Raw genomic sequence first — 23,394 nt, 5'->3', positions numbered from 1 at the left:
CAGTTGCCTTAGGCAATTTCTCAGTGCAGCACCGTTGTGATGGCCTTACACATCTGTGCCTTGGGTCAACTGTTGCTTGACTATAGCGAAAACCAAAGCTCATTGTTGCGAAAGCCACCTTTTACCAGACGATCCGCGTTCAACACATCCGGAAACTCGTCTACCCAATCCCGAAACCGGTCATTTGTGACGATGCGTGCCTTGCTATCCCGCGCCGCCCGCAAGATCAGCGGATCCGCAGGTGTCCCTTTGGGGGCCACCATGACCTGCTTGGATCGTAGGCCCAGGACGCGGCTCAGCTTCCGGTCGTCCATATAGTGGCCTTCGACTTTGTACCCGACATTCGCATCGAACATGACGCCCGGTTTGAACCCTGCGCGCTTCAAAGTCTCAAGGACCTTCTTCAACGTACCCAGATCCGGCGTGCCATCTTTCCAGTGCATGACGTTCGAGCCGTCCACGATGATCCATGTATTTGCCCGGCGCCACCTGAACCAGGCCCGTATGAACAAGATTGCGCTGGCCATCACGCAAATCAGCGCCAAAAGGAACAGCCAATCCGCATCAGTCGGAATGAAGCTGGCAGCGATGAGCCCGCTTAGCGAGACGAGCAACAGGCAAATGGATGTGCGCACGAAACTGATCCCTGGAAACTCCTGTCCCAAATCCTCCATCACTTTCGTGTGGAATGAAACAGGATTCCATACGGAACTTGCGCAGTTTTTTCAGGTTGTGTCGTCTGCGGCACCCAACCATTCAGGCAGAGCGCGCCGCGAACGCAAAGCAGGGAAAGCCGTCCCCTTACTTGAAGTTCCGGCTGTCCTTGATCTGATCCCAGGCCCAGACAACTTCCTGCAACTGCTCTTCCTGCGAGCGGTCTCCGCCGTTCATGTCCGGATGCAGCACTTTGATCAGCTTCTTGTACGCTTTGCGAACCTCGGCCTTGGTCCAGCTGTCATTGGCCTCGAGAATCTCGATCGCACGGCGTTCGGTCGGCGGCAGGCGTCGTCCGCCGCCACCCGTCGTGCGGCCTTTGTTCTGCGTGCTGTTAGCACCAAGAACCTGATGCGGATCCTCGATCCCCAAACGGGCCCAGGCACGTGCTTCGGGGTCGCCCATCGGCTTGGTCTCGCGCTCCCAAACCTTGTCTTTCGAACGCTGTGCGTTCAGCTCGGCTTCGGTGGTGCCGTCAAAGAAATTCCACTTCTGATTATATTCCCGCACGTGTTGCTGGCAGAACCAGAAATAATCATCCAGGACATCCGGTGCTTTTGGCGCGCGGAACTTTCCCGGCTCTTCACATCCCTCGTGGTCACAGATCCGGACCGAGGTTTCAGAGGCTCCCGACATGCCCCGGCGTCCCCGCGGATTCTTCTTTTTGGCGCTGGAAACGGACATATCGAATCCGAAGGGGTCTGATTTCGCCATGCTCTAATCCTCAAGAACGCGTCTTTTCGACTCGGAGGCAGCAGTTTAATCTAAGCAGCCGAAAGTAGAAGAGGGGTGCGGCAATATTTTTGCCGCTAAGCAAAAAAATGAGTGTGACCGACGAGATCCGAACCCGCCTGCAAGCCGCCTTTGATCCGCGCGAGCTTGAAGTGATCGACGACAGCGAAAGCCATAGGGGCCATGCAGGATATCAGGAAGGTGGTGAAAGCCACTTCAACGTTCGTATCCGCGCCAGCGCATTCGAAGGCAAATCCCGCGTCGCCCGCCACCGTGCGGTACACAAGGCGCTGGGCGACATCGTGCCGCGCATCCACGCGCTGGCCCTGGATATCGGCGTCTGAAGACCTTTACGTGTCAACCAGCCTCCATCTGCGCGGACGGCGTAGATGCCGAGATGGCGTATTCCTCTTGTGTCATGACCTCTTCGATTCCCTCGAACAGGGGGGTCGACAAGTATCGCTCGCCGGTGTCCGGCAACATGACCAGTATGACAGAGCCTGCCGGCGCGGATTCGGCCAGCTTCATGGCCACCGCAAAGGTCGATCCGCCCGAAATCCCGGTGAATATCCCTTCTTCGGCTGCAAGCCGGCGCGACCATGCGATTCCTTCGGGTCCGGGAATGGGGATCAGCTCATCATAGTATGAATTGTCGATGGCTTCCTGCAGAACCCAGGGGATGAAATCCGGTGTCCAGCCCTGAATCGGGTGGGGCTCGAAATCGGGGTGGCTTTCGGTCGGCTGATGGTCAGCGTTGCGCGTATTGACGTAACCTGATGATACGATTGCGGCATTTGCCGGTTCGGTCAGGATGATTCTGGTCTCGGGCCGCTCTTTCCGCAAGATACGCGAAACACCCGAAACGGTGCCACCGGTCCCATAGCCCGTCACCCAATAATCCAGCCGTCGTCCTTCGAAATCGGCAAGAATTTCGCGCGCCGTCGTGTTTTCGTGAATATCGGCGTTGGCAGAAGTTTCGAATTGGCTGGCAAGGAACCATCCGTTTTCCTCGGCCAGTTCCTTTGCCTTGGTATACATGCCGAACCCTTTTTGCGCCTTGGGGGTCAGAACAACCTTGGCGCCCAGAAACCGCATCAGCTTTCGCCGTTCGACCGAGAAGCTCTCGGCCATTGTCACGACCAGAGGATATCCCTTGGCCGCACACACCATGGCCAGCCCGATCCCGGTGTTGCCGGATGTCGCTTCGACAACGGTTTGTCCGGGCTTCAGCCGCCCGTCACGTTCCGCCGCCTCGATGATGTTCAGCGCCAGTCTGTCCTTGACCGAGCCTGCCGGGTTGAAGGCCTCGAATTTCACATAGACGGTCACATGCTCGGGCGCGATCCGATTGACCCGAATGCAAGGCGTGTCACCGACCGTGTCGAGAATGCTGTCATACAGGCGTGTCCGCCCTTGTGTCTGCCGAATAGCCATTTCGATGTCCCTCCAGAATATCCGGCTAACATGCCACAGATTTCCCAAGGGTGTAGCCTTTATTGCTTTCCAATGCGGTCAGGCCGTCCCGGATCGACTTGACGTATGCCAGAGCGAACACGGATGTCCTGCACACGGCCACAGGGCATTTGCATTCGGTCTGGTGCATTCGGTCTGGCGGTCGTAACAGCCCTCAGGCCTAAGTTTTCGAAGGGCCGCTTTCATCAACGGCGTCATCAGACCGCTTCAACGACAAAGGCGGCTCGTCCGTCTCTGCGGCAATTGGTTTCGGGGCCTGTACCTGGTCGGGGCCCGGAATCGGCTGGGCCAACGGGGTGTCATCCATCTCAGGTACTGCGCCGACCCACGAGGCATCGACTTCCTCTTCCACCACGCGGCGGAACACCAGCACATTGCGCCAGTTTGTGGTCGATCCGGTCAGACCCGAGCGCTCCTCGCTGGGCAGCAGCTCGGCCCGCTGGTATTCCCAGCCATCCTGACCCATCTGATTCAGCAGTTGCTCGACCGAGACGGCAAAGCGGCCCTCGGCCGTTTTCACGCCTTTGGCTTTGACACCTTTTTGCGGGGCGGGGATGACCTTGTATTCGTAGCGCTTCATCTACTGTTCCTAAATGCGTTTCCGCGCTAACTTAACACGCTGCCCCCCGGGTGAAAGGGCCCTTGCTCATCCGGCGGAATTCACCTCTGACCATTCGTTTCGGCCTGTGCCGCCTTGGCCACAACCGACAGGCACAGTTCCGTCGCCAGCGCCATGTCCTGCACTGAAATCCATTCCAACGGGCCGTGAACGCACTGCATACCGGTGAAGATGTTGGGGCAGGGGGTGCCGAATTCGGTCAGGCGGGATCCGTCCGTGCCGCCCCTGATCGGCACCGACAACGGTTCAACCCCCAGTTCGCGACACGCATCGCGCGCCAGCTCGACCGGAGTCATGTCGTTTTCCAGCCAATACCGCATGTTGCGGTACTGGTGGTTGATGTCGCAGGTGATGGTCGCGCGCGGTTCCGTGGCCTGCACGGCGGTGCAGACCTGCCGCACGATGTTTCGTTGCGCCTCCAGCCCGTCCATCTCGAAATCACGCAGGATCAGCTTGATCTCCATCTCGGATGATCCGCCGTTCATGTCAGTGACATGGATGAAGCCGTCGCGCCCGTCCGTGGTTTCCGGCGTCATGGTGGCCTGAGGCAATGTCTGCACGATCTTTGCCGCCAGATGCGTGGCGTTCACCATCTTTTCCTTGGCCAGGCCGGGATGGATCGAAACACCCTCGATCCGGATCACGGCGCGGTCGGCCGAGAAACTTTCATACTCGATCTCACCCACTTGCTGCCCATCCAGCGTATAGGCAAAATCCACGCCCAGATCCTTGGGAAGTTGTTCCGTGACGCCCCGGCCGATCTCTTCATCCGGAGTGAACGCGATACGAATAGGGCCATGTGGAATATCCTGATTTTCGATCAGGTGCCGTGCCATCGTCATCAGAATCGATACACCGGCCTTGTCGTCCGCGCCCAGCAGGGTTGTGCCCGACGCGGTGATCAGGTCGTGGCCGATCTTTTCGGCCAGATAGGGGTTGTCATCCGGAGAAAGAACCAGATCCGAGTTGTCGGGAAAGGTGATGTCCCCACCTTTGTACCCCTTGATCACCCGCGGCTTGACGCCGGTTGCGTTGAACTGAGGGGCCGTATCGACATGGGCCAGAAAGCCCACGGTCGGCCCCGGCGCCGTTCCGGGAATGGTCGCGACAACAACACTGTCGCCCGTCATCTCAACATCCTGCGCGCCGATCTGGATCAGCTCATCACGCAACAGGTTCAGCATGTCGAACTGGATCTGAGTGCTCGGGGTCGTCGGGGATGTCTCGTCACTTTGACTGTCGATGGCGGCATAACGCACCAGCCGGTCTTCGAGTTCCTGATCAAATCTGCTTTGCATAATACCTCACCTCTCTGTGGCGGAGGAAAGGGCGCGAACAGCAGGAAGTCAAGCCGATGGCTTGACCCCAAGTTTTGAGATTTCGTGAGAAACCGGATTGTACAAACCCGCCAAAGACTGCCGGCAGGCTTTTACAAAAAGAAAGGTTTACGAGCCCAGCTTCTTGCTGACCAGTTCGTTGACGGCTTTCGGGTTCGCCTTGCCGCCGGTGGCTTTCATGACCTGACCCACGAACCAGCCCGCCAGTTTCGGGTTCACCTTGGCCTTCTCGACCTGCGCCGGGTTGGCGGCGATGATCTCGTCCAGCACGGCCTCGATCGCGCCGGTGTCGGTCACCTGCTTCATGCCGCGTTCCTCGACGATCTGCGCCGGGTCGCCGCCTTCGGTATAGACGATCTCGAACAGCTCCTTGGCGATCTTGCCCGAAATCGCGTCCGAGGCGATCAGGTCGATGATCCCGCCCAGCTGCGTGGGCGAAACCGGCGAGCCGGTGATGTCGCGGTCGTCTTTCTTCAGGCGGCCGAACAGCTCGTTGATGACCCAATTCGCCGCCAGTTTTCCGTTGCGGCCCTTGGCCACTTCCTCGAAATAGGCGGCGGATTCGACCTCGGCGGTCAGCACTGATGCGTCATAGTCGGTCAGGCCGAAGTCATTGATGAAACGCGCCTTTTTCTCGTCGGGCAGCTCGGGCAGTCTGGCGTCGATATCATCGACCCAGGCCTGCTCGATTTCCAGAGGCAGCAGGTCGGGGTCGGGGAAATAGCGGTAATCATGCGCTTCTTCCTTGGAACGCATCGAACGGGTTTCACCCTTGTCCGGATCGTACAGACGCGTTTCCTGCTCGACCTCGCCGCCGGCCTCGACGATGGCGATCTGACGACGGGCTTCGACCTCGATCGCTTGCTGGATGAAGCGCATCGAGTTCATGTTCTTGATCTCGCAGCGCGTGCCCAGATGCGAAAAATCCTGTGTTTCCTGATACTTCTCATAGGCGCCGGGCAAACAGATCGAGACGTTCACATCGGCCCGCAGGTTGCCGTTCTGCATGTTGCCGTCGCAGGTACCCAGATAACGCATGATCTGGCGCAGCTTGGCGATATAGGCCGCGGCCTCTTCCGGCCCGCGGATGTCGGGGCGGCTGACGATCTCCATTAGGCAGACACCGGTGCGGTTCAGGTCGACGAAGGACATATGCGGATCCATGTCGTGGATCGACTTACCCGCGTCCTGCTCCATGTGGATACGCTCGATCCGCACCTTTCGCGCGGTACCGTCGCCCAGTTCGACCAGCACTTCGCCTTCGCCCACGATGGGGTGGTAGAGCTGGGAAATCTGATACCCTTGCGGCAGGTCGGGGTAGAAATAATTCTTGCGGTCAAAGGCCGATTTCAGATTGATATCCGCCTTCAGGCCCAGTCCGGTGCGCACTGCCTGTTCCACGCAGTATTCATTGATCACCGGCAGCATCCCCGGCATCGCCGCGTCCACGAAGGCCACGTTTGAATTCGGCTCGGCCCCGAATTGGGTGGATGCACCCGAAAACAGCTTGGCATTGGATGAGACCTGAGCATGCACCTCCATCCCGATCACCAGTTCCCAATCGTGCTTGGCCCCGGCAATGGTTTTGGGTTTGGGCATTTCGTATGTCAGATCGAGCATGGCGCGCCTCATTTCCGCAGAAGTCTAAGCCTGCGTATTAGGCCCGGGAGGGCCTAGGGGCAAGGGGGAATCCTGTCGTGTTCAGTTCTGGGAAAACCGCAGGCCCGACGGTGTGAATGTCACATCCATTCCGCTGCGCAGTTCTTCCCGGAACAGATCCGAGATGGCGCGCAAGGCATCGCGCTGACCGCGCGCTGCAAATCGTTCGGGCGAGTTTATGCGGACGGAATTGTTGAAACCGTTGGCCGCATGCGCCCAGATCAACGGGTGCAATTCCGTCAGGTGATCGCGGATAAGCCGGTTTGCCGTGTCGCGCATCTGCGAACGGACAAGGTCGGCCTGATCGTTCAGGCCAAATCCGTTCTGGACAGTGATCGCGCAGTAGGATGACAGCATGTTGATCATCTGCTGATCGGGCCGCAGGCGCAGGATATCGCGCAGACCTTCAAGGAAATATTCGATATCGACGCGGGCACAGGCCTCTTCGTCCAATGCAATAGCGTCGAACTGAACCCATGTGTATCCGCCCGCGCCCCAGATATCCTGTGTCCTGGCGGCTGTACGCAAGGCTTGCAGCTCCAGCTCTTCGTAGCTGCCGAACCACCGGGGCAGAAGGTGGCTGCCCATCGCGCGCATGTGGCGCTGATTACATGGATCCAGCGTGATCAGCCGTTCATATTCTTCGGCCACCCGCGCGTTGGATTTGCGCTGACCAGCCAGCAGCGCACATCCGGTCGCTGCAATCAGGGGGCTGTCGGGAGCATCCTTTCTGCATTTGGGCAGGATTGCTGCGGCCCGGTCGAAATGCGCGGCGCAGCGTGACCGATGCAAAGGTGGCAGCGTCGCGTCCGAGGCCGTTCCACGCCATGCCCACGCCAGATCGATATGGGCAAGAGCAACGACGGTGGCGATCATCGGGTCATCGGGGTTGTCCGCCATCTCGCCTTCAAGTTCCGAGATGCCACCCAACAGGTCGTAATCCGAAATGGCCGCGCCATCCGAGAGCGCATGTTCAGCGGCCAGTACAACGTCCGATCTGGCACCGAAGGCCAGCAGATCGGCCACAGGCATACCATCAGCAACGGCGGCGCGATCCTGATCAGCCACGCGCATTTCCTGCGACAGCTCTGCCCAGCGGTCTTGCCGGGCGAGGTAGCGGCCATGTTCGATCGCGGAATGTCCGATCAGATCATCGCGATCGGATGTTGCAACGGGAATATTGAGCTGACCCTGCTCGGGCAAGGCGGCCGCAAGCGCGGATTTCGTCGCGCACAGGTCTGCTGAAGCAATTGTAGGAGTAGCTGTGGATGGGGCGAACAGTGCCCTTAGCGACCGAAACATGGCGATACTCAAAACTGTAAAAACGTATAACTGACACCGAAGTCTGGCGGGATATCGGGTTCAAATCAAGTAAATTGCCTATTAATTTCTTTCTTTTGTGTCCAATTCGCCCCTCAAAGGTCCAGTGTTTCAGAAAACAGTGAAATGATGCCGTTCTACGCGAAATCCGGCTTGTTTCAGAAGGGTTTCCAAATCCAGATGCGCCGGAAGCGACTCATCCGGCAGACGGATTCGTTTGCCGGAATGCAAAACAATCGACACTCGAACCGAGAAATCCCAACGGGTGTCAAACCGGAAATGGTCGATGTCGCGCAGCGCGACCTCTGCCTGCCGGTTCCCCGTGAACCAGCTTAGCGCATTCTGATCCAGTTGCATGCCCGCGCTGGTGTTCTGAACCACGTCCCAAACTGCGGGCAGCGTGGCCAAAGACAGCAGCCCCGCGATCCACCAGGCCGCGTCAAACAGGACAACCAGCGCCAGCAACGCCGCATAAACACCGGCCAGGATGGCCAGCGTTCGCAAATTCCGGTTGCTGCGGGCAAAGCTGTAAGGCGTCATGCGCCGAGGATGCGGGACACCATTTCGGTCGTGTCCCGCGACAGGTTCGGTGTTTCCGCGATGCGGGAAAGCTGCGCACGCATCAGGGCCTGACGATCCGGATCATACCGTTTCCAGGTCTGGAACGCCGAGCACATTCGGGCCGTGGTCTGTGGGTTCACCGGGTCCAGACGGATCAGCCAGTCGGCCAGCAGGGCGTATCCGGCGCCATCCGGCTGGTGGAACCCTGCGTGGTTCATCGCCAGGGCCCCCATGACGGCGCGGAACCTGTTCGGGTTTTTCCAGTTGAAATCCGAATGCTCGGTCAGGGTCGTGGCAATCGCGGGTGTCGCCTCGGGTGCTGCCATCGCGACTTGCAGGCCAAACCATTTGTCCATGACCAGCCGGTCATGCTGCCACTGTTCGTAGAATGCGTCCAACTGCGCCTCACCCTTGCGGGCGCGTAAAAGGCAAGACAGCGCAGTCAGTTGCAACGTCATGTTGTCGGCTGTGTCGTACGCCTCAGCCGCCATCGCCCCACCATCCAGACGAGAGGTCAGTGCCAGCGCAGCGCTGCCAAGTGCCCGTTTGCCGGACTGCTCGGCGTCCGGGCTGTAGGGGCCGTCCACAAAGGCCTCACTGTGCAGGCGGGGCAGCAAATCCTGCACGTTCTGGGCCGTTGCCTGCCGCAGCGTTTCCACCGCGGCCCAGATCGCCATGGGGTCGGGCGTGTGACCGCGGTCATGCAGGGCCGCTGCCAATTCCGACTGTGTCGGCAATCCCAGCATCAACGCACGATAGGCCGGGTCCAGTTCGTCATTGCGCAGCACGGCCAACACTCCGTCAAGGTAATCGGTATCCGGTGCCGCATCCTGAAGGATCATCCGCATCAGGGTGTCCTGTGCCAGATCTCGCCCTGCCTGCCAACGGTTGAACGGGTCCGTGTCATGCGCCAGAAGAAACGCGCGTTCCGCGTTGGACTGGTCATGTTCCAGAATGACAGGTGCCGAGAAATCGCGCAGGATCGATGCTGTGGGTTTCGCCGCGAGACCAGTGAACGCAAAGCTCTGTTCAGCCTGCGTCAGTTCCAGCACCTCGGTCGCGCGAACCTCATCGCCGTTGGGCCCAAGCAGGCCAACGGCAACCGGGATGACCTGAGGCAGTTTCTCCTCCTGTCCCGGCGTGGGATCGGTTCGCTGTTTCAGCGTAAGTGTATAGGTGCCGTCGGCCCAGTTTTCCTCAACCCTGATGCGCGGAGTGCCCGACTGGCTGTACCAACGTTTGAATCGTGTCAGATCGCGCCCAGTGGTGTCTTCGAAAACCTTCAGCCAGTCCTCGATCGTGCAGGCCTGACCGTCATGGCGTTCAAAATACAGATCAAGCGCCTTGGCATAGGCCGCATCCCCGACCAACCGTTTCAGCATGCCGATCACCTCGGCACCCTTCTCATAGACGGTGGCGGTGTAGAAGTTGTTGATCTCCTGAAAGCTTTCGGGGCGCACAGGATGCGACAACGGACCGTTGTCCTCGGGGAACTGCCGGGCACGCAGGTCTATCGCGTCGTGGATGCGTTTCACCGGGGCCGAGCGCATGTCGGAGGTGAATTGCGCATCCCGGAATACTGTCAGACCTTCCTTGAGGCAAAGTTGGAACCAGTCGCGGCAGGTGATGCGGTTGCCGGTCCAGTTGTGGAAATACTCATGCGCGATGATCGCCTCGATCCGTTCGAAATTGGCGTCGGTCGAAGTTTCGGGACTGGCGAGAACGGCCGACGAGTTGAAGATGTTCAGCCCCTTGTTCTCCATCGCGCCCATGTTGAAGTCATCGACGGCGACGATGTTGAAGACGTCCAGATCGTATTCACGGCCATAGACATCCTCGTCCCATTTCATCGACTTCTTCAACGCCTCCATGCCGAAAGCGCATTTCCCCTCGTCTCCGGGACGGACCCAGAGATTCAGTTCGACGGTGCGACCTGACTTGGTGGTGAACTGACCGGGATGTGCGATCAGGTCTCCGGCGACCAGAGCGAACAGATAGGCGGGTTTGGGCCATGGATCGACCCATTCGGCCCAGCCTTCACCCTTGCCCGACGGGTTGCCGTTCGACAGCAGAACCGGCAGGTCGCCGTTGATCCGAACGGTGAAGGTGGACATCACGTCGGGACGGTCGGGATAGAAGGTGATCTTGCGGAACCCCTCGGCCTCGCACTGGGTGCAGTACATGCCGTTCGACATGTACAGACCTTCCAGCGCGGTGTTGTTTCCGGGGTCGATTTCGACCTCGGCTTCCCACAGGAACGGCGCGTCCGGGACATCTGCGGTTAGTCCTTTATCGGTCACGTCCGGCGTGATCTCGGCCCCGTCAATGGCGGCGCGGATCAGTTTCAGTTCTTCCCCATGCAGAAAGAATGTGCGGTCAGTGGCGTCAGGATTGGGCCGGAACGCAATGCGCGAGGTGACGCGCGTGGCGTGCGCGTCCAGATCAAAGGTCAGGTGCACGCTGTCCACCAGATAGCCAAACGGTGTGTAGTCTTTCAGGTAGATCGTGGTAGGGGCAGCGTCGCGCATCTTGGGCCTCGTATCTGTTCGGGACTGGCGCGACGTTAGGGGCTTCGTTCCGGCGCTGCAACCGGCCCTGCCATTGCCTTGAGGTTTTTGAAACAGCTTCAAGCCGAAGCGAATGCCCCAAATGACGGGATGAAAGTTGCCTATCGGAAACTTTCCGCCTAAGTCACAGTGCATACAATGGCGCACAATCGCAGGAGAGCAGGAATATGACGGACAGACAGACCCTGAGCGGACTGCAGATCGATCCGGTTTTGGCTGAGTTCATCGAGACGCAAGCGCTGCCGGGCACGGGCGTCTCTTCGCAGAAGTTCTGGGCCGGCATGGCGCGGATGGTGAACGAACTGGGGCCGAAAAACCGTGAGCTGCTAGCCAAACGGGCCGAGATCCAAAGCCGCATCGATGGGTGGCACATGTCCCGAAAGGGGCAGAACACCGATGCCGCTGAATATGAGGCTTTCCTGAAAGAGATCGGGTATCTGGTCGAAGAAGGCGACGAGTTCCAGATTGAAACGGCCAATGTCGACCCCGAGATCGCCCTGACCCCGGGCCCGCAACTGGTTGTTCCGATTACCAATGCACGCTTTGCCCTGAACGCGGCCAACGCGCGCTGGGGCAGCCTTTATGATGCGCTGTACGGAACGGATGCAATGGGGGATCTGCCGGCAAGCGGTGGCTATGATGCGGCGCGCGGCGCGCGGGTAATCGCGTGGGCCAAGGCGTTTCTGGATGATGCCGTGCCTCTGGCGTCGGGATCATGGGCGGATGTCAGCGAATTGGGTGTCACCGACGGTGCGTTGACCCCTGCGCTGGGCGATCCCGCCCAATTTGCCGGGTTTGGCGGTTCGGCAGACAAGCCCGACTTTGTGCTGTTGAAAAACAACGGTCTGCACATCCAGATCATGATCGACCCCACAAGCAACATAGGCGCGACCGATCCCGCGGGCATCGCAGATGTCCGGCTGGAATCCGCGCTGTCCACCATCATGGATTGTGAAGACTCGGTTGCTTGCGTCGATGCTGCCGACAAGGTCGTGGCCTATGGCAACTGGTTGGGCCTCATGAAAGGCGACCTTACCGAAGAGGTCACCAAGGGCGGCACCACGTTCACTCGAAAACTGGCCGAGGACCTGAGCTTTACCACTCCGTCGGGTGATCAGGCCAAGCTGAAAGGCCGGTCGCTGATGCTCGTGCGCAACGTGGGTCACCTGATGACCAACCCGGCCGTGCTTGACGCAGAAGGGCGCGAGATCGGCGAAGGCTTGATGGATGCTCTGTGCACCACCCTGATCGCCATGCACGACCTGAAGCAAGACGGGGGCAATTCTGTCGAGGGCTCTGTCTATGTGGTGAAGCCCAAGATGCACGGACCCGAGGAAGTTGCGTTCTCGGTCGAGATATTCGACATGGTCGAAGACATTTTGGGTCTGCCGCGCAACACGGTGAAACTGGGTATCATGGATGAGGAACGCCGCACCTCGGTCAACCTCAAAGAGTGCATTCGCGCCGCAAAATCACGGGTCGCCTTTATCAATACGGGTTTCCTGGACCGGACAGGCGATGAAATTCATACCTCGATGGAGGCCGGTCCGATGCTGCCCAAGGGTGACATCAAGAATACGCCATGGATTGCGGCCTATGAAGATCGCAATGTCGATATTGGTCTGGCCTGTGGCCTGAAGGGCAAGGCGCAGATCGGCAAGGGCATGTGGGCCATGCCGGATCGCATGGGCGATATGCTTGAGGTCAAGATCGGCCACCCCATGGCCGGAGCGACATGTGCCTGGGTGCCGTCGCCCACGGCCGCAACCCTGCACGCAACGCATTACCACAAGGTCGATGTGCTGGCCCGTCAGGACGAGTTGGCCGCAGGCGGCGCACGTGGTACGTTGAAGGATCTGTTGACCATCCCCTTGCTGGCTGGGCGCAATCTGAGTGACGAGGAAATCACGCGTGAACTTGAAAACAATGCGCAGGGTATCCTTGGCTATGTCGTGCGTTGGGTCGATCAGGGCGTTGGCTGTTCCAAGGTGCCCGACATCAACGATGTCGGCCTGATGGAAGACCGCGCGACGTGCCGGATTTCGTCGCAGGCACTGGCCAATTGGCTGCATCACAGCATCGTGGATGAAGCTCAGGTCATGGCCGCACTGCAAAAGATGGCCGCCGTCGTGGATCGCCAGAATGTAGACGATCCGAATTACACACCGATGGCGCCGGGATTTGACGGTATCGCCTTTCAGGCGGCCTGCGATCTGGTGTTCAAGGGCCGGGTTCAGCCGTCGGGCTATACCGAGCCGGTCCTGCATGCGCGCCGTCTGGAATCGAAAGCCAGCCAAAGATAACACCGAAAAAAGCCCACAGACCGATCGTTTGTGGGCTTTGTCGAACTTCAATCTGACGAGAGGACCTTCAGATGTCAGTTTCCCTACGCAAGGCCCGCACCATCATCCGAAAAACCCTGGAAAAGGGCCGAGAGATGGAGTTGAAGCCGCTCTCCGTCGTGGTTCTGGACGCCGGTGGGCATGTCATTGCGTTCGAGCGCGAGGATGGTGCAGCACCGGGCCGGTTCGGGATTGCGCAGGGCAAGGCCTATGGGTCGGTCATGCTGGGAATGGCGGGCACTGCGCAGATGCAACGCGCTGAAACACAGGCCTATTTCATGGCCTCGGTAAATGGCGTCTATGGTGGTCAGGTCGTGCCTGTTCCGGGTGGCGTGCTGTTGCGTGATCGCAAGGGGGCCGTGATCGGCGCCGTTGGGGTTACCGGAGATACATCAGACAATGATGCGCTGGCCGCAATGGCGGGAATTGAGGCAGCCGGCCTGATCGGTGAGATTTAACGAGAGCGTTGTATTTATACGTCTTTCCATCTGAGTGGGGAAATTATTCCCCCGCGTAGCTGTTTGTTGGAAAATTTTTCCAATTAAGCTGGGCAGACCAGAACGTACAGTGCGTCTTCGAACACGTCCCTGCGCTTTCATGCAGGGCGTGTATTCTTGCACGTTAAATCCGCTGCCGCTAGCTTCCTTGACAGGCACAACAACAGCAGGGAAAGCGGAATGTCTCGGCCTGTCGTCGGTATCATCGGCAACTCGTACCTCATGAACGATCAATACCCCACACATGCTGGGGGAACGATGAATTCGGATGCCGTGGCCAACGTGTCAGGATGTCTTCCGTTGTTAATACCCGCAGATCCGCGTTACGTGTCGGTAGATGAGTTGCTGGAGGTCTGTGACGGCTTTCTGCTGACAGGCGGTCGCCCGAACGTGCACCCGGAAGAATACGGGGAACCTGCAACCGATGCACATGGCGAATTCGACCGGGCACGCGACGCCATAACTCTGCCGTTGGTTCGCGCCTGCGTTGAAAAGGGACAGCCGTTTTTGGGCATCTGCCGGGGGTTTCAGGAAGTTAACGTTGCCATGGGCGGAACGCTTTATCCCGAGATCCGCGATCTGCCGGGGCGGATGAACCACCGGATGCCGCCCGATGGAACCTTGGAGGAAAAGTTTGCTCTGCGTCATGTGGTGGCACTGGAAAACGGCGGCGTTTTCCACAAACTGTTCGGCGCAACCGAGGTCATGACCAACACCTTGCACGGTCAGGGCATCAAAACGATTGGGCAGCGCGTGGTCATTGATGGCCATGCACCGGACGGGACGCCCGAGGCGATCTACATCAAGGATGCGCCCGGCTTTACCTTGTCGGTTCAATGGCACCCGGAATGGGATGCGATCAATGACCCGGTCTCGCGCCCCCTGTTCGAAGCCTTCGGCGATGCGGTTAGAAACTGGAATTGTAGAAATCGTTCTGCAAGGCTAAGGCAATCTGCTTGACCGGCGCCAGTGGGCTGCCCTCGATTCCCCGTCTCTGAACGCAACATTCGAATAATTGTTTATGAGACGAGCCCAATACCTTTGTTTATCCGCCAGCAGGTCTGAATGCTTGCCCCCGATGCCACGAAACGGTGCGAGATTGAGATATGCAAGGATCAACCCAATGGCGACTGTGTTCAGTTAGGTTTCTCGCAGTGGCATTTTTAGCAACTTCCGGTTTCGCAGCTGAAGTGATGCGCAGCAGTGTGGTTCTTTAGGTGAGCTGCTCTACATCGGACGCACGCGTGATTCAGCATCCTCCGTTTGGTTGTCTGCGACTGAGCAAGGCGGTTTTCGTTTGGAAGCCGCGCAAGGCAACACAACGGTGGACACGTGGAACAAGTCTCGCAGAGGCGTTCATCTAAGTTTTTCACCCTTTGTCTCAAACGGAAATGGTGGAATTCACCGATTGTTCGAAATCGGTGGAGCACCAAATGGCAAGGATTGCCTGATCGATACGCAAAACCAACAGAGAAACTGGAGCTTGCCCGGTGGAGGTGGCGGTGGAGGCGGCTCCGGTGGCGGTTCAGGTGGCTCGGGCGGCGGCTTTGGCGGTTGAGGTGGCTCAGGTGGCTCCGGCGGCGGCTTTGGCAGCGGTGGCAGTTCAGGTGGCTCCGGTGGCGGTTCCGGTGGCTCTGGTGGTGGTTTTGCTGGAGGTGGAACTGCGGCCGCTGTACCTCGTACTCGACCACAAAGTGCTGCTGACGGGGTATACGCTGTCGGTGTTGAGTGTGTTGACGCAGCGACGGGTAACCTTGACGCGGCAATATGTGATCCCTCTGTTACCGCTCCTATTTTGGGCCCTCCTTTGACCGAAGGCCGAGATCTCGCGCCGCCGTCCACATGGAATGTATGGACTGATTTCACCTATACCGAAATCGAAGACACGCGCGGGGTCAGAGAAGTCGACATAAATGACAACTATTTTGCGGCGGGGTTCGACAGGCTTGTCAGGCCGGACTTGGTCGTTGGATTTCAGGTTGAATATGAAAACCTTGATGTCGAAGGGTTTCAGGGTCAATTCAGACAAGACACTAAAGGGCTTGCTGCGGGCCCCTATTTTGCCTGGCGCATGTCCGAGAGATGGGTGCTGAATGGACTGGCGACCTTTGGCGAGTTTTCGACGGATGTGAACGTGCTGGGGTTAAGTGGCGATTTCGACCGGACCCGGTGGCGAGCCAATCTGGAGGCGATCGGTCAGTACGAGGCCGGGAATTTCCTGTTACGTCCGTCGATTGCCTATGACTATTACAACTACAGCGCAGAAGACTATGATCTGAGCGGCACTGTGGCAGGTGTTCCGGTCAACATAGTTGGCGAAGTTGCTTCAGTGAGTTACAGCGCCTTAACACCTGAGTTGGAAATCAGCAGGCCATTTGTCACTTCGCGATCGATCGTGTCTCCGTTTGCGACGCTGAGCGCGACCTACTGGTTCGACCGTGAAAATGTTGGATTAGGCGCTGGATCGCAGGCCGACTTGACTTGGGCCTCGCGCGTGGGTGTGTGTGTGCGAGTGAGGCCGTTTTTGTCGAGGCGACACTGGGATATCTGAGTTTGTTCGAAGATGATCTGGATACGACCGAAGCGTCCATTTTTCTTTCTGTCAGCTTCTGATCCTCAAGGGGCGAAAAAGGAAAGCGCCGCCTCAAGTCAAAAGGCGGCGCCAAGACGATCAGATCAATAGGTTGAACTGATTGATCAGCGGAAGTGAACGTGCGCGCTTGCCCGTCAGGTCGAAAAGCGCATTGCCAAGTGCCGGCATCGAAGGCGGTGTTCCGGGCTCGCCCGCACCGCCCATATGCCGATTGGTTTCCAGCACGCGCACCTCGACCTGCGGGGCTGTGTGTATCCGCATCGCGTCATAGTCGGGGAAGTTGAACTGCTCGACTTCGCCTTCCGCAAAGGTGATCTCGCCGAAACATGCGGCAGACAGGCCGTACATCATGCCGCCGAACATCTGTGCCTTGACGTTTTCCGGGTCCAGCGCCAGCCCCATGTCGCAGGCAATCCAGGCCTTGCTGATGCGGATGGTGCCGTCTTCGTCGACCACTTCGATGACCTGGGCCACCGGGGTGCCGAAGCTGTATGTGAAAGCCACGCCCCGGCCGACGCCTTCGGTCGTCTGACCCGTCCAGCCTGACATTTCCTTCACCGCTTCCAAACATCCCGCCGACGGCGCGTGTTCGTTCTTCATCAGGTCCAGCCGGAACTCCAGCGGGTCACGGCCTGCGGCATGAGCCATCTCATCCATGAATGTCTCGTGAAAAAAGCCGTTATGGCTGTTGCCGACCGAGCGCCAAAACCCCACGGGAACAGCCAAATCAGCAATGTGGCCGCTCATGCGGTAATTCGGTACCGCGTAGGGCTGGTTGAAGAAACCTTCGACCAGCACCTTGTCAGGGCCGCCGCCGGGGAACCCGGTGTAGCGCTCGACCGCCTGTTGGGTCGGAGATTGGGCCGCGACCTTCCCGTCAATGAGCACGGCTTTGCCGTCCTGAACCGCGCCGCGCATCCGGGCGATGGCGCCGGGGCGGAAATAGTCGTGACGCATGTCCTCTTCGCGGCTCCAGGTCGTCTGAACCGGTGTGCCGGGCATGGCCATGGCAACCTTGGTTGCGATTTCGCCGAAATCCAGTTCGCCCCTGCGACCAAACCCGCCACCCAGATAGGTGGTGTGGATTTGGACGGCTTCGGTATCCAGACCGGCAGTGTTGGCGACGCGGAACTGAATCAGTGTGGGGGCCTGGTTGCCGCACCAGAGTTCCAACGCATTTCCCGTGTAGAGCGCGGTGGCATTCATTGGCTCCATCGTTGCATGGGCCAGATAGGGCACGCGATACTCGGCGGTGATTTCAGTGGCGTTTTCCGGGCTCGCGCTGACATCGCCGTCGTCGCGCATGGTCGAGTTCGGTGCGTCGTCAAACGCCTCGGCGATCCTGGCGAAGATGTCTTCGGTCTCCGGCGGATAGGGCGCGTCGCCCCAATCGACAACAATGGCCTCGACTGCCTGATTGGCCAACCATGTGTTGTTTGCGATCACGGCCACGCCTGTGCCCAGATCGACGACCTGCTCAACCCCGGGCATGGATCTTGCGGCGCTGTCGTCAAAGCCGTTCATCGCGCCGCCCAGTTTGGGATTCATTCGGACGCTGGCGAATTTCATGCCCGGCAGGCGGACATCGACGCCGAATTCAGCGGTGCCCGTCGCCTTGCCCACCATGTCGAGACGCGGTTGGCTTCGGCCCAGATAGCGCCATTCAGACGGGTCTCGCAACGGTACCTCAACGGGTTCCAGCCCGGCGGCATCCTCGGCAAGCATTGAATAGGCGATCTTGTCGCCGTTGGGTGCAATGACATGGCCTGACGCCGTTTTCAGATCCGAGGGGTCGACGCCCAACCGGTCTGCGGCAGCGCGTTTGAGTGTTTCACGGGCCGAAGCACCGGCTTGCCGCATCCGGTCGAACCCATCTTTCATCGAGGTCGAGCCACCCGTGACTTGCAGGCTGAGCGTCTTGCCCAGAATGCCCAGCGCCTCGCCCAGATTGTGCTGGAAATTCGAGATATCGTACCCCTTGTTCGGCAACCCTTCGCCCACAAGGGCCGAGTTGTAATAGGCCGCCGCAGCGGGACCATGCAGAACGGTGATTTGATCCAGATCGACATCCAGTTCCTCGGCGATCAGCGCGGCCCATGTGGTTCGGACGCCCTGACCCATTTCCGCGCGGGGCGCGAACAATGTGACACCATTCTGGTCAATCAGCACAAACGGGTTCAGCGCTGCCTCGCCTTCGCGGGGTTTCAAGGGGTTGGCCGCGGGGCGGGTCACGTAATAGGCCCCGAAGGCCACGCCGCCAACGATCGCGGCAGAGCCGATCAGGAACGTACGGCGGAGGATTTTTCCAACGGAAGCCATTGCTTACGCCTCCTTCAGCTTGGATGCCGCGTCATGGATTGCTGCGCGGATAAGGGGATAGGTGCCGCAGCGGCACAGGTTGCCCTGCATCGCTTCGTCGATGTCTGCGTCAGTGGGGTCCGGGTTTTCCGCCAGCAATGCCGCGGCCTGCATGATCTGGCCGGACTGGCAGTATCCGCACTGCGCGACCTGATGATCGATCCAGGCCTGTTGGATCGTGGCCAGCGCGTCCGGCGAGCCGAGCCCTTCGATCGTGGTCACGTCACCCCAGACATCCGACAGCGCCACCTGGCACGAGCGCACGGCCTCGCCATCGATATGCACGGTGCAGGCCCCGCATGCGGCCACGCCGCAGCCGAACTTGGTGCCGGTCAGCCCGACCTCGTCCCGCAGAACCCAAAGAAGGGGGACGTCATCAGGCAGATCCACCTGATGTTGCTTGCCGTTGATCTTCAGGGTCGTCGCCATGGCGCACCTCGTGTTGCTGTGGCTGGTTTCTGACATAATTGGACGAAAGTGTCAGGATGTCAATTGACAAATTGGACAAAAAATGTCAGGGCTTCGGATATGAAAGACAATGGTGACGGCTCACGGCAACAGGCGATCCTGAACTCGGCGTTTCAGGCGTTTTCCACTTATGGATACCGAAAGACCTCGATGGACGACATCGCGCGCGGCGCGGGGATGTCTCGGCCGGCGGTGTATCTGCATTACAAGAACAAAGAGGCGATCGTCAGCAAACTGACCGAGCTGTACTATGCCGAAAAGAGCGTTGCGGTGGCCGAAGCGCTGGCCACCCAGGGTTCGGTGCCCGAGGTTCTGAGCCGCGCGATCCAGGCGCAGACCGAGGGGATGGCAAAAATTCTGGCCTCGCCCCACGGGCTTGAGATACTCGACAACACAAAGTCCCTGTCTGCGGAAATCATCGCGGCGGGTGAGGCCAAGCTGGCCGCGCTTTATGCGGACTGGCTGGTGCAACAGGAAAAGGCGGGCCGGGTTCGCCTGCTGGCTGACGCGGCAGAGACCGGTCGGACGATCACGGCCACGCTCAAGGGGCTGAAGCTGATTGGTGCCGGCGCCGAGGTCTATGAACGGCAGGTCGCACAGGTCGCGGCCCTTTTCGGCGCTGGACTCGAAGTCAGGTAACGCGCTGACGGATCTTGTATTCGGGCGTGTCCCACAGGCGGTTCTGCATGATATCGGCCATAATCCCGACGGCGCGTTCAACATCGCCTTCGTCGATATACAAAGGTGTAAAGCCGAACCTCATGATGTCGGGTGCACGAAAATCTCCGATCACGCCGCGGGCGATCAGGGCCTGCATGGCGGCATACCCTTCCTTGAAACGGAACGAGATCTGGCTGCCGCGCTGCTGCGGATCACGGGGGCTGGCCAGTTGCAGATCCGGGCAGGTTGCCTCGACGCGTTCTATGAAAAGCTCGGTCAGTTCAATCGATTTGGCCCGGACGTCGGTCATGTCCGCCAGATCCCAGATGTCCATCGCAGCCGACAAGGCCGTCATCTGGATGATGGGCGGCGTTCCCACCCGCATCCGTTCAATGCCGCTGCCGGGGCGGTAGTCGAGATCGAAGGCAAAGGGTGCTTCGTGCCCCAGCCAACCGGACAGGGCAGGGCGTGTGTTGTCTGCCAATCTGGGTGCGACATAGATGAAGGCCGGTGCGCCGGGTCCCCCGTTGAGGTATTTGTACGTACACCCGACCGCGAAATCGGCGTTGCACCCTGAAAGGTCTACGGGGATGGCCCCTGCGGAATGGGCCAGATCCCATACCGTCACTACACCGGCGGCATGCGCCAGTTCGGTCAGCGCCCTCATGTCGTGCATCCGGCCCGAGCGGTAATCCACCTCGGTCAGCATAAGAACGGCGACCTCTTCGGTGATTGCGTCGGCCACGGATTCCGGATCGACAATCCGCAATTCGTAGTCGTCGCCGAGTGACCGCAACAGGCCATCCGCCATGTACAGGTCCGAAGGAAAGTTGCCGTTATCCGACAGAACCACTTTGCGATCCGGATTCAGTTCAAGGGCCGAGGCCAGGGCCTGATAGACCTTGATCGACAAGGTGTCTCCGGTCACCACGCTGCCGGGCTCTGCTCCGATCAGGCGGCCAATCCGGTCACCAAGCCCGGTGGGCAGGCCCATCCAACCTGCCTTGTTCCATCCGGTGATCAGCATCTGGCCCCATTCTTCGGTCAGCATCCTTTGTACTCGCGCGCCTGCCGATTTCGGCAGCGAGCCCAGAGAATTGCCGTCCAGATAGATGACGCCCTCGGGCAGGTCGAACATGGCTTTGGTTGCTGCAAAATCAGTCATGAGGGCTCGCTAACTTGTGTGAACGTCGGTGATTGCTTTTGAGGTAGTCGATCCTCAAATGTGAGTCCATGCGATGCGACATACTGGTCTTTTGCCATTTTGACCCAAAAGCGGTAGGACATCGCTCAGATGCGACATGTACTCGATCTTGTCGTCACTCAATGAGGGCTCTGCATGCGCTGGATAGACGTGCCGCCGGTTTGGCTGATTGCTTTTGCTGCGCTTGCTTGGTTGCAGGGCAAGTATCTGAAATTCAGCCTGTCGCTTGAGGGCGGTTTGACGGACCTTCTGAGCGGGCTGTTGATCGGAGGTGGAATCCTGATAGCTGTCCTGGCGGTGGTCGAATTCCGCCGTCACAAGACAACTGTTGTTCCGCATGAAACACCATCGTCGATGGTGCAATCCGGCATCTACAAGCGCAGTCGCAATCCGATCTATGTGGGCGACGTTCTGATCCTTGCAGGTCTTATTCTTCGTTTTGACGCCGTATTGTCCCTGGTTCTTGTGCCAGTCTTCGTCTGGGTGTTGGAGCGTCGGTTCATCCTGCCGGAAGAAGATCGCCTGCGTCGAACCTTTCGCGCCGACTTCGCGCGTTATGAACGCAAGACACGGCGCTGGATCTAGGGTGAATTCTGCAATGACATCACGTCAGGAATGCTGCGCTTGCGAAATAATGTTGCGCAGGATACATCTTTGCTTAACAAAGAATACCGATCACCCGCTCAGACCGAGTAAGAATTAGGGGGACTGCCAGTGAAGATAGGCACGCCAAAGGAAATACTGGACGGCGAGAACCGGGTCGCGATGACACCGGACTCGGCCGTGCAACTGCAAAAACTGGGCTATGAGTGCCTGGTCGAAAAAGGCGCAGGTGCTGCCGCCGGTTTTTCGGACGCGGCGTATGAGGCTGTGGGCGTTGAGGTTGTCAAAACCGCGGCATCGCTGTGGAAGGCCGCAGATATCATCGCCAAGGTTCGTATCCCGACCGAGACGGAACTGAAGCGTCTGACCAAGGGCAAGACGCTGATTTCCTTCTTCAATCCTGCCGGAAACGAAGAAGGAATGGAACTTGCCAAGTCCAAGGGCGCAAACGTGATCGCCATGGAAATGGTGCCGCGTATTTCTCGCGCGCAGAAGATGGACGCATTGTCGTCGATGGCCAACATTGCCGGCTACCGCGCCGTTATCGAAGCCGGCAACAACTTTGGCCGTTTCTTCACCGGTCAGGTGACAGCCGCCGGTAAGGTGCCGCCTGCGAAGGTTCTGATCGTCGGGGCCGGTGTTGCCGGGCTTGCCGCGATCGGCACGTCGACCTCGCTGGGTGCAATCACCTACGCGTTCGATGTGCGCCCCGAGGTGGCCGAGCAGGTCGAATCGATGGGGGCAGAGTTCGTCTATCTGGACTTCGAAGAAGAACAGCAGGATGGTGCGGCCACCGGTGGGTATGCGTCGGTCCAGTCAGAAGAGTTCCGCAATGCGCAGCTGGCCAAGTTCCGAGAGCTGGCCCCGGAAATGGATATCGTCATCACGACGGCGCTGATCCCCAATCGTCCGGCGCCAAAGCTGTGGCTGGAAGACATGGTCAAGGCAATGAAGCCGGGCTCGGTCATCGTTGACCTTGCGGCCGAGCGCGGCGGGAACGTCGAGGGCACCGTGCCGGACGAAAAGGTCGTGACGCCCAACGGCGTGACCATCATCGGCTATACCGACTTCCCCAGCCGGATGGCGGCGCAGTCTTCGTCTTTGTACGCGACAAACATCCGTCACATGATGACCGATCTGACGCCTGAAAAGGACGGTCAGATCGACCACGACATGGAAGATGACGTGATCCGCGGCGCGACCGTGACCTATGAGGGTGAGATCACCTTCCCGCCGCCGCCACCCAAGGTGCAGGCGATCGCGGCGCAGAAAAAGCCCGAGGTCAAGGAGCTGACCCCGGAAGAAAAGAAGGCGCAGGAAATCGCGGCCTTCAAGGCGCAGACCAAGCAGCAGTTCACCCTGTTGGGTGTCGGGGGCGCGCTGATGCTGCTGGTGGGGCTGATCGCTCCGGCCAGTTTCATGCAGCACTTCATCGTCTTCGTGCTGGCCATCTTTGTGGGCTTCCAGGTGATCTGGAACGTCGCGCACAGCCTGCACACTCCGCTGATGGCGATCACCAACGCGATTTCGTCGATCATCATCGTCGGGGCTTTGATGCAGATCGGATCGGGGTCGTTCCTGGTCATTCTGTTGGCGGCACTGTCCGTTTTCATGGCCGGGATCAACATCTTCGGCGGCTTCCTCGTAACCCGGCGCATGCTCGCCATGTTCCAGAAATCTTAAGGAG

At 59.1% G+C, this 23,394-nt stretch carries 21 protein-coding genes; 9 read left to right on the top strand and 12 right to left on the bottom strand.

The window, feature by feature from the left end:
- Positions 1 to 80: 80 nt before the first annotated feature.
- Together GS620_RS11610 and GS620_RS11605 are read right to left on the bottom strand one after the other, a co-directional pair.
- Positions 81 to 635: a hypothetical protein gene (locus GS620_RS11610; RefSeq protein ID WP_371808354.1), complete on the bottom strand. Its 555-nt coding sequence runs from the start codon at positions 633 to 635 to the stop codon at positions 81 to 83.
- Between the two features lie 166 nt (positions 636 to 801).
- Entirely contained in the window at positions 802 to 1,428 is a 627-nt protein-coding gene (locus tag GS620_RS11605; RefSeq protein ID WP_152458640.1) for a J domain-containing protein, read from the bottom strand.
- 107 nt (positions 1,429 to 1,535) lie between these two features.
- Between GS620_RS11605 and GS620_RS11600 the strand changes: the two genes are divergently transcribed.
- Entirely contained in the window at positions 1,536 to 1,790 is a 255-nt protein-coding gene (locus GS620_RS11600) for a BolA family transcriptional regulator (RefSeq protein ID WP_171167246.1), read from the top strand.
- Between the two features lie 13 nt (positions 1,791 to 1,803).
- Here GS620_RS11600 and GS620_RS11595 read toward each other — a convergent pair whose 3' ends face one another.
- The 7 genes from GS620_RS11595 to pepN form a co-directional block, all read right to left on the bottom strand.
- Positions 1,804 to 2,880 carry a PLP-dependent cysteine synthase family protein gene (locus tag GS620_RS11595; RefSeq protein ID WP_171615962.1) on the bottom strand — a complete coding sequence of 359 codons (1,077 nt, stop codon included), beginning with the start codon at positions 2,878 to 2,880 and terminating at the stop codon, positions 1,804 to 1,806.
- 199 nt (positions 2,881 to 3,079) lie between these two features.
- Entirely contained in the window at positions 3,080 to 3,499 is a 420-nt protein-coding gene (locus tag GS620_RS11590) for a DUF4177 domain-containing protein (RefSeq protein WP_171615960.1), read from the bottom strand.
- Between the two features lie 80 nt (positions 3,500 to 3,579).
- Positions 3,580 to 4,836 (bottom strand): peptidase T, encoded by a 1,257-nt coding sequence (gene pepT, locus GS620_RS11585; RefSeq protein WP_171615958.1) that lies wholly within the window; start codon positions 4,834 to 4,836, stop codon positions 3,580 to 3,582.
- A gap of 147 nt (positions 4,837 to 4,983) precedes the next feature.
- Positions 4,984 to 6,495, bottom strand: coding sequence for an Asp-tRNA(Asn)/Glu-tRNA(Gln) amidotransferase subunit GatB (gatB, locus tag GS620_RS11580; RefSeq protein ID WP_171615956.1), 1,512 nt, complete (start codon positions 6,493 to 6,495; stop codon positions 4,984 to 4,986).
- A gap of 81 nt (positions 6,496 to 6,576) precedes the next feature.
- A complete protein-coding gene (locus GS620_RS11575; RefSeq protein WP_253283892.1) occupies positions 6,577 to 7,836 on the bottom strand; it encodes a hypothetical protein in 1,260 nt (419 codons plus the stop codon).
- 129 nt (positions 7,837 to 7,965) lie between these two features.
- Positions 7,966 to 8,394, bottom strand: coding sequence for a hypothetical protein (locus tag GS620_RS11570; protein ID WP_171231273.1), 429 nt, complete (start codon positions 8,392 to 8,394; stop codon positions 7,966 to 7,968).
- Positions 8,391 to 10,943, bottom strand: coding sequence for an aminopeptidase N (pepN, locus tag GS620_RS11565; protein ID WP_171615954.1), 2,553 nt, complete (start codon positions 10,941 to 10,943; stop codon positions 8,391 to 8,393). The genes GS620_RS11570 and pepN overlap by 4 nt, the downstream gene beginning before the upstream one ends.
- A gap of 206 nt (positions 10,944 to 11,149) precedes the next feature.
- Here pepN and GS620_RS11560 point away from each other — a divergent pair, with 206 nt between their 5' ends.
- From GS620_RS11560 to GS620_RS11540, 5 genes are all read left to right on the top strand, one after another.
- The gene (locus tag GS620_RS11560; protein ID WP_171615952.1) at positions 11,150 to 13,285 is read left to right on the top strand and encodes a malate synthase G; all 2,136 of its coding nucleotides are present in this window, start codon (positions 11,150 to 11,152) and stop codon (positions 13,283 to 13,285) included.
- A 71-nt stretch (positions 13,286 to 13,356) separates the two neighbouring features.
- The gene (locus GS620_RS11555) at positions 13,357 to 13,782 is read left to right on the top strand and encodes a heme-binding protein (protein ID WP_152458631.1); all 426 of its coding nucleotides are present in this window, start codon (positions 13,357 to 13,359) and stop codon (positions 13,780 to 13,782) included.
- A 219-nt stretch (positions 13,783 to 14,001) separates the two neighbouring features.
- Positions 14,002 to 14,781, top strand: coding sequence for a gamma-glutamyl-gamma-aminobutyrate hydrolase family protein (locus GS620_RS11550; RefSeq protein ID WP_171329700.1), 780 nt, complete (start codon positions 14,002 to 14,004; stop codon positions 14,779 to 14,781).
- Between the two features lie 530 nt (positions 14,782 to 15,311).
- A complete protein-coding gene (locus GS620_RS11545) occupies positions 15,312 to 15,632 on the top strand; it encodes a hypothetical protein (protein ID WP_171615750.1) in 321 nt (106 codons plus the stop codon).
- Positions 15,629 to 16,372: an autotransporter outer membrane beta-barrel domain-containing protein gene (locus GS620_RS11540; RefSeq protein WP_171615950.1), complete on the top strand. Its 744-nt coding sequence runs from the start codon at positions 15,629 to 15,631 to the stop codon at positions 16,370 to 16,372. Before GS620_RS11545 ends, GS620_RS11540 begins: the two co-directional genes overlap by 4 nt.
- A 120-nt stretch (positions 16,373 to 16,492) precedes the next feature.
- On the opposite strand, the gene GS620_RS11535 is transcribed toward GS620_RS11540, so the two are convergent.
- Positions 16,493 to 18,733, bottom strand: coding sequence for a xanthine dehydrogenase family protein molybdopterin-binding subunit (locus GS620_RS11535; RefSeq protein WP_171615948.1), 2,241 nt, complete (start codon positions 18,731 to 18,733; stop codon positions 16,493 to 16,495).
- A gap of 3 nt (positions 18,734 to 18,736) precedes the next feature.
- A complete protein-coding gene (locus GS620_RS11530) occupies positions 18,737 to 19,201 on the bottom strand; it encodes a (2Fe-2S)-binding protein (RefSeq protein WP_152458626.1) in 465 nt (154 codons plus the stop codon).
- A 99-nt stretch (positions 19,202 to 19,300) separates the two neighbouring features.
- Here GS620_RS11530 and GS620_RS11525 point away from each other — a divergent pair, with 99 nt between their 5' ends.
- Positions 19,301 to 19,879: a TetR/AcrR family transcriptional regulator gene (locus tag GS620_RS11525; RefSeq protein WP_170343746.1), complete on the top strand. Its 579-nt coding sequence runs from the start codon at positions 19,301 to 19,303 to the stop codon at positions 19,877 to 19,879.
- On the opposite strand, the gene kynU is transcribed toward GS620_RS11525, so the two are convergent.
- Positions 19,872 to 21,065: a kynureninase gene (kynU, locus tag GS620_RS11520; RefSeq protein WP_171615946.1), complete on the bottom strand. Its 1,194-nt coding sequence runs from the start codon at positions 21,063 to 21,065 to the stop codon at positions 19,872 to 19,874. The two genes, GS620_RS11525 and kynU, sit on opposite strands and share 8 nt — an antisense overlap.
- A 174-nt stretch (positions 21,066 to 21,239) precedes the next feature.
- On the opposite strand from kynU, the gene GS620_RS11515 reads away from it, so the two are divergent.
- Positions 21,240 to 21,689, top strand: a complete 450-nt coding sequence (locus GS620_RS11515; RefSeq protein WP_171615944.1) for an isoprenylcysteine carboxylmethyltransferase family protein — start codon at positions 21,240 to 21,242, stop codon at positions 21,687 to 21,689.
- A 129-nt stretch (positions 21,690 to 21,818) separates the two neighbouring features.
- Positions 21,819 to 23,390 (top strand): Re/Si-specific NAD(P)(+) transhydrogenase subunit alpha, encoded by a 1,572-nt coding sequence (locus GS620_RS11510; protein WP_171615942.1) that lies wholly within the window; start codon positions 21,819 to 21,821, stop codon positions 23,388 to 23,390.
- Positions 23,391 to 23,394: the final 4 nt, after the last annotated feature.

This window comes from Ruegeria sp. HKCCD6428 (assembly GCF_013110595.1).
In the GTDB taxonomy this organism is placed as follows: domain Bacteria; phylum Pseudomonadota; class Alphaproteobacteria; order Rhodobacterales; family Rhodobacteraceae; genus Ruegeria.
The sequence above is the reverse complement of the archived record's forward strand: the minus strand, read 5'-3'. Positions and strand labels throughout refer to the sequence as shown.